Origin of the sequence: Methyloceanibacter sp. (assembly GCF_051306395.1) — a bacterium.
GTDB lineage: Bacteria > Pseudomonadota > Alphaproteobacteria > Rhizobiales > Methyloligellaceae > Methyloceanibacter.
The window spans coordinates 1-4,654 of sequence record NZ_JBPPND010000139.1 but is presented as its reverse complement, the minus strand read 5'-3'; the positions used below and the strand labels follow the sequence as shown (position 1 = coordinate 4,654).

Genomic DNA, 4,654 nt, shown 5'->3' with positions numbered 1-4,654 from the left:
GTGCCAATCGGGGCGCACCAAGGAGGCGACATGATGGTGCGCGCAGTCGCCCCAGAAGACGAGACGCTTCCCTCCGCTCTCGATGTCGAACGCGAGATGGCCGGGGGTGTGCCCGTAGGCGGCCATGGCGCGAATGCCGGGGGCCACCTCGTCGCCGGGCTTGAGGAACGTCGTCTTGTCGGCGAGGGGCACCACGTAGTCGCGGAACAACGCGGCGAACGGCTTCAAGCCGCCTGCCGGTTTGTCGCCGGGCCAGAAGTCATAGTCGATCGCACCCGTGACGTAGCGCGCGTTGGGAAACAGCGGTTGGCCGGCCTCCATCACGCCGCCGATATGGTCGGGATGACCGTGAGACAGCACCACGACGTCGATCTGTTCGGGCTCGAAGCCGGCCGGCGCAAGCTGCGCGGCGAGCCAGCCGCCTTGCGGCCGGGGGACGAAGCCACGTTCGGAGTTGCCGGTGTCGAACAGGATGAGTTCCTTGCCGGTGTTGACCACCATGGGCGTGAAGCCCGGCCGGTATTTGTTCGTCGGCAGCAGGTTGTCGCGCATCGTTTGATCGACGGCGTCTTGCTCCGCGTTGCCGCCGATCAGCGGCCAGGGACCGTCAATGAAGGCAGCGGCGTCGGAGATCGTCGTCACCTCGAAGTCGCCGAGCTTGATACGGTAATGGGTCGGTTCGGACAGGCCGAGCATCGGGGCAGCGGCTCTGGCGCTGCGTGGGGCGAGGGCGGCGGCAAAGGGCGCCGCGGCAAGCACGCCCGTACCGGCGATGAGGCGACGGCGGCTGACGGCAAGTTTCGGCATCGGCGATCTTTCCTTTTGCATCTGTCCGCGACACTATCGCCCGGCATCCCGAAGCCGCTTGAACGAACGTGCTGTGTCCGACGCCGCCGAAAATTCCCCGATCTGGTATCTCGATCGCGGCCGTGCGCTGTTCGCCGGGCCGCTCGGCCGCAACGCGCCCCACCGGCACAGCACGCCGGTCTTCCTCGCCGGGCTGTACGAAAAATTCCAACTCCGCGTTGGCGATGGCGCCTGGCGGAGCTGCCGGACGGCGGCGATTCCAGCCGGTCTCGCTTACGAGTTCGATATGGGCGGCGCGCCGCTCGCCGTTCTCTACGCCGAGGCGAGTGCGGCCGGCGCGGACAGTCTCGCGCGCCTTGTTCGCCAGGCGCACGACGTATCCGGCGCCCGCGTCGGACAAGACGGCGAGATCGTCCTGCTACGAGAGATGTACGAGGACCGCGACAGTCCATCTTGGATCGCGCGCGGGCTCGACGACTTGATCGGTTTCGCAGGCCGGCGCGAACGTCCCGTCGATCCGGGTATGGCGCGGGTTCTTGACTCACTGCACGAGAGCTACGCGGATCTCCGGCGTGTCGGGGCGGTTGCGGAGACGGTTGGGCTGTCGCCGTCGCGCTTCCAGCATGTCTTCACGAGGGAAATCGGCGTTCCTTTCCGCCGGTATCGCGCCTGGTGTCGCATGCGTGCGGCCATCCGCGCCGTGCTGGACGGCGGCAATTTGACGGCCGCCGCCCATACCGCGGGTTTCGCGGACCAAGCGCATTTCGCGCGTGATTTCCGCCGCACCTTCGGCGCGTCCGCCACGCCGACGCTCACGAAGGTGAGGCGCGCGCGACCGCAGTGCGTTACTGCGCGGCCGAAGCGGACTTGTCCGGCGGGTTGATCGACCAGATCCAGGCGATGATCTTCCACATGTCGTCGTTGGACTTGACGATGTTGCCATGGGGCGGCATCGGCCCGACCACGAGTTCCGAGCCTTTGCGCGTATAGCCCTGCTCCTGAAGGCCGGTGGTGCCCAGCGCGATCAGACGGAACAGCGTGTCGCCGTCATTGCCGTAAATCCAGACGGGGTTCGACAAAGGCGGTCCCATGCCGCCGCCGCCGGTGCCGCCGTGGCAGCCGTTGCAGCCGGCGGCCATGAACTTCTTGTGGCCTTCCTCGGCGACGGACTCGTAGTCGTCTTGGTAGGGGCTCTTCAGCGCGCCCTTCTCCGCGGCCTCGGCCGTCTTCGTAGGATTACCGGCGGGATCCATGCCGGCCGCATCGCCGCCGCCGTCCGCCGGCTTCTCGGCGTCGTTAGCTTCTGCGGTCTCGGGGGGCGGGTCTTCGGATGTGGCCTCGGCGGGTGCAGGCTCGCTTTCGGCAGCTGCCGTCTCCTCGGCCGTTTCGTCCTCCGCCTCAGCCTCCATCGCGACATCCGGCTGAGACTCCGCCGGCTTCGCTTCTTCCGGCTTTGCCTCTGCGGGCGCGGGATCCGCGGGCTTTGCCTCGGCAGGTTTCTCAACTTGTTTCGGCGTCTCTTCGTTGGCGGCAACAATGGCGGGCGCCTTTTCTTCCGTCATGGAAGCGACGAGCCAATCGCGGCCGCCGGTCATGACCAGCGTCGCCCACGCGAGAAAGCCCACGGCAATCACCACGCCAATAATCGTAATCGCTCTCAACATTGCGTTTCCTCGTCTTATCCTCACTCGTTGATCGAATGAATCCAGGTGATCATCTTCCACATGTCGTCGGTGGATTTGACGATCGTGCCTTGGGCGGGCATGGGGCCCACCACGTGCTCGGAGCCCTTGCGCGTGTAGCCTTGCTCTAGCAGCGCATCGGTGCCTAGCGCGGTCAGACGGAACAGCGTGTCGTCATCCTTGCCGTAGATCCACACAGGATTGGTGAGCGGCGGTCCCATGCCGCCGCCGCCTGTGCCGCCATGACAGCCGTTGCAGCCGGCGGCCATGTATACCTGGTGGCCTTCTTCCACCACCGTGGTGTCGTCGGTCGAGTAGGGATTTTTTAGCGAGCCTTTCTCGGCCGACTTCGCGGTCTCCATTGGGCTCGATGCAGACGCGGTCTCCTCCGTCGTCTCCTGGTCGGCCGCAAGCGTTGGAAGGGCGAGCAGCGAGGCTGCGAGGGCAAAAGGCGCAAGTCCGCTGAACGCGTATGGCGAAACCATGGGAAAACCTCATCTCGAATAGGGGCGCTTCTTGCGGCGGGTTTGGGTAAAAAACCGCGCGGGGGCGTCCTCGGTTCCCACTTGACGCACTGGACTGATGTTATGTTATATCATCAGTCATGAATGCGGCCCATCACCACGACGCACCGAAGCTCTCGCGCAACCAAAGCGAGATCCTGAGCTGTCTGCGGGACTCGGGCGAACCTTTGAGCGCCTACGCCATTCTCGACCGGGTGCGGAAATCGGGGATCTCCCATCCGCCGACCGTGTACCGCGCCCTCAACGATCTGATGAAAAAGGGCATGGTCCATCGCCTGGAGTCCCGCTCGGCCTTCGTCGCCTGCGGACACGGGGCTTGCGACGGCAAGTTCGCCTTCGCCATCTGCCGGGCTTGCGACAAGGTCGTCGAGATCCTGCTCACCGACGAAGACCAAGCGCTGCTGCTGGGACTTGCCCCGGAAGAAATCTCGCCCGAGCAGGTGACCGTCGAGATCGCGGGTCTCTGTGACGATTGCCGCCCGACCCGGCTGGCCTAACTTCGGAAGGACGTGACGTTGCCCTCGCGTGAAGCCTTGACGCGTGAAGCCTTGGAGCGTGGAAGCCTTGGAGCGTGAGCCTATCGCGCTCGTCCCGGCCGATGCCGGGTTTCCGCCCCGCGCGGCGCACCAAGCCCCTGTGCGGGGGGTCTCGCTGTTGCGCGCCTCGGTGGCGGCGCGGCTTTGTCTCGTGGCGGCGGCGGTCTTGCTCTTGTGGCTCGCGGTCTATTGGGCCCTGCGATGAAGATAACCGCGCCCGCCCTCAGCTTTCACAATTTGACGCTCGGCTACGGCCGGCACCCGGCGGTGCATCACATCACCGGGGAGGTGGCGCACGGCGAGCTCTTGGCGATCGTCGGGCCGAACGGCGCCGGCAAGTCGACCCTGCTCAAAGGCATTGTCGGCGAGTTGAGGCCGCTCAGCGGCCGTCTCGATCTCGACGGCCTCACCAGGCGTGACATCGCCTATCTGCCCCAGGTCTTCGAGATCGACCGCAGCTTTCCCATTTCGGTGTTCGACTGCGTCGCCATGGGGCTGTGGCGGAAGATCGGCGCCCTGCGCGGTCTCGATGCGCGGGGGCGCGATCAGGTCATCGGCGCGCTTGGCACAGTGGGCCTAGTCGAGCTCGCCGACCGTCCGGTTGGGTCTCTCTCCGGCGGGCAATTCCAGCGCGTGCTGTTTGCGCGGCTTCTCTTGCAAGATGCCAAGCTTATCCTGCTCGACGAGCCGTTCCGCGCCGTGGACACCAAGACCGTCGCCGATCTCATCCGCCTCATCGAGCGTTGGCATCGCGAGGGCCGGACGGTGCTCGCGGCCCTGCATGACATCGAGCAAGTGCGCGCGCATTTCCCGCGTACGCTCCTGCTCGCCCGTGAAGTCGTGGCCTGGGGCGAGACGCGCGCCGTGCTGACGCCCGACAATCTCGCCAAGTCGCGCGCACTCACCGAGGCGTTCGATGCGCACGCGCCTGTGTGCGAGCGGGACGAAGTGCGCGAGTCCGCATGATCGACAGCCTTGTCCAGCCCTTCATCGAATTCGCCTTCATGCGCCGGGCGCTGGTGGGCTCGCTCGCCATCTCTCTGACGGCGCCGCCCATCGGCGTGTTTCTCGTATTGCGGCGCATGAGCCTGATGGGCGACGCCAT

The 4,654-nt window shown here is 65.9% G+C and carries 8 protein-coding genes; 5 read left to right on the top strand and 3 right to left on the bottom strand.

The genetic code is table 11. The annotated features are described in order from the left end of the window. Positions 1–807 (bottom strand): MBL fold metallo-hydrolase (locus tag ACSLE4_RS07215; RefSeq protein WP_435903798.1); only part of this gene is annotated, 807 nt, incomplete at its 3' end. Positions 808–865: 58 nt separating this feature from the next. Between ACSLE4_RS07215 and ACSLE4_RS07210 the strand changes: the two genes are divergently transcribed. Further along, a complete protein-coding gene (locus tag ACSLE4_RS07210; protein ID WP_435903797.1) occupies positions 866–1,690 on the top strand; it encodes a helix-turn-helix domain-containing protein in 825 nt (274 codons plus the stop codon). Here the strand turns inward: ACSLE4_RS07210 and ACSLE4_RS07205 are convergent. Then, positions 1,653–2,471, bottom strand: a complete 819-nt coding sequence (locus ACSLE4_RS07205) for a c-type cytochrome (RefSeq protein WP_435903796.1) — start codon at positions 2,469–2,471, stop codon at positions 1,653–1,655. The genes ACSLE4_RS07210 and ACSLE4_RS07205 overlap by 38 nt on opposite strands. A 20-nt stretch (positions 2,472–2,491) precedes the next feature. Further along, on the bottom strand, positions 2,492–2,974 hold the full coding sequence (locus ACSLE4_RS07200) for a c-type cytochrome (RefSeq protein WP_435903795.1): 483 nt from the start codon (positions 2,972–2,974) through the stop codon (positions 2,492–2,494). Between the two features lie 119 nt (positions 2,975–3,093). Between ACSLE4_RS07200 and ACSLE4_RS07195 the strand changes: the two genes are divergently transcribed. The 4 genes from ACSLE4_RS07195 to ACSLE4_RS07180 form a co-directional block, all read left to right on the top strand. Continuing rightward, the gene (locus ACSLE4_RS07195; protein WP_435903794.1) at positions 3,094–3,510 is read left to right on the top strand and encodes a Fur family transcriptional regulator; all 417 of its coding nucleotides are present in this window, start codon (positions 3,094–3,096) and stop codon (positions 3,508–3,510) included. Positions 3,511–3,553: 43 nt separating this feature from the next. Next, positions 3,554–3,754, top strand: a complete 201-nt coding sequence (locus tag ACSLE4_RS07190) for a hypothetical protein (protein WP_435903793.1) — start codon at positions 3,554–3,556, stop codon at positions 3,752–3,754. Beyond that, a complete protein-coding gene (locus ACSLE4_RS07185; RefSeq protein WP_435903792.1) occupies positions 3,751–4,515 on the top strand; it encodes a metal ABC transporter ATP-binding protein in 765 nt (254 codons plus the stop codon). Before ACSLE4_RS07190 ends, ACSLE4_RS07185 begins: the two co-directional genes overlap by 4 nt. Then, a partial coding sequence (locus tag ACSLE4_RS07180; protein ID WP_435903799.1) for a metal ABC transporter permease occupies positions 4,512–4,654 on the top strand: 143 nt, incomplete at its 3' end. The genes ACSLE4_RS07185 and ACSLE4_RS07180, both read left to right, overlap by 4 nt.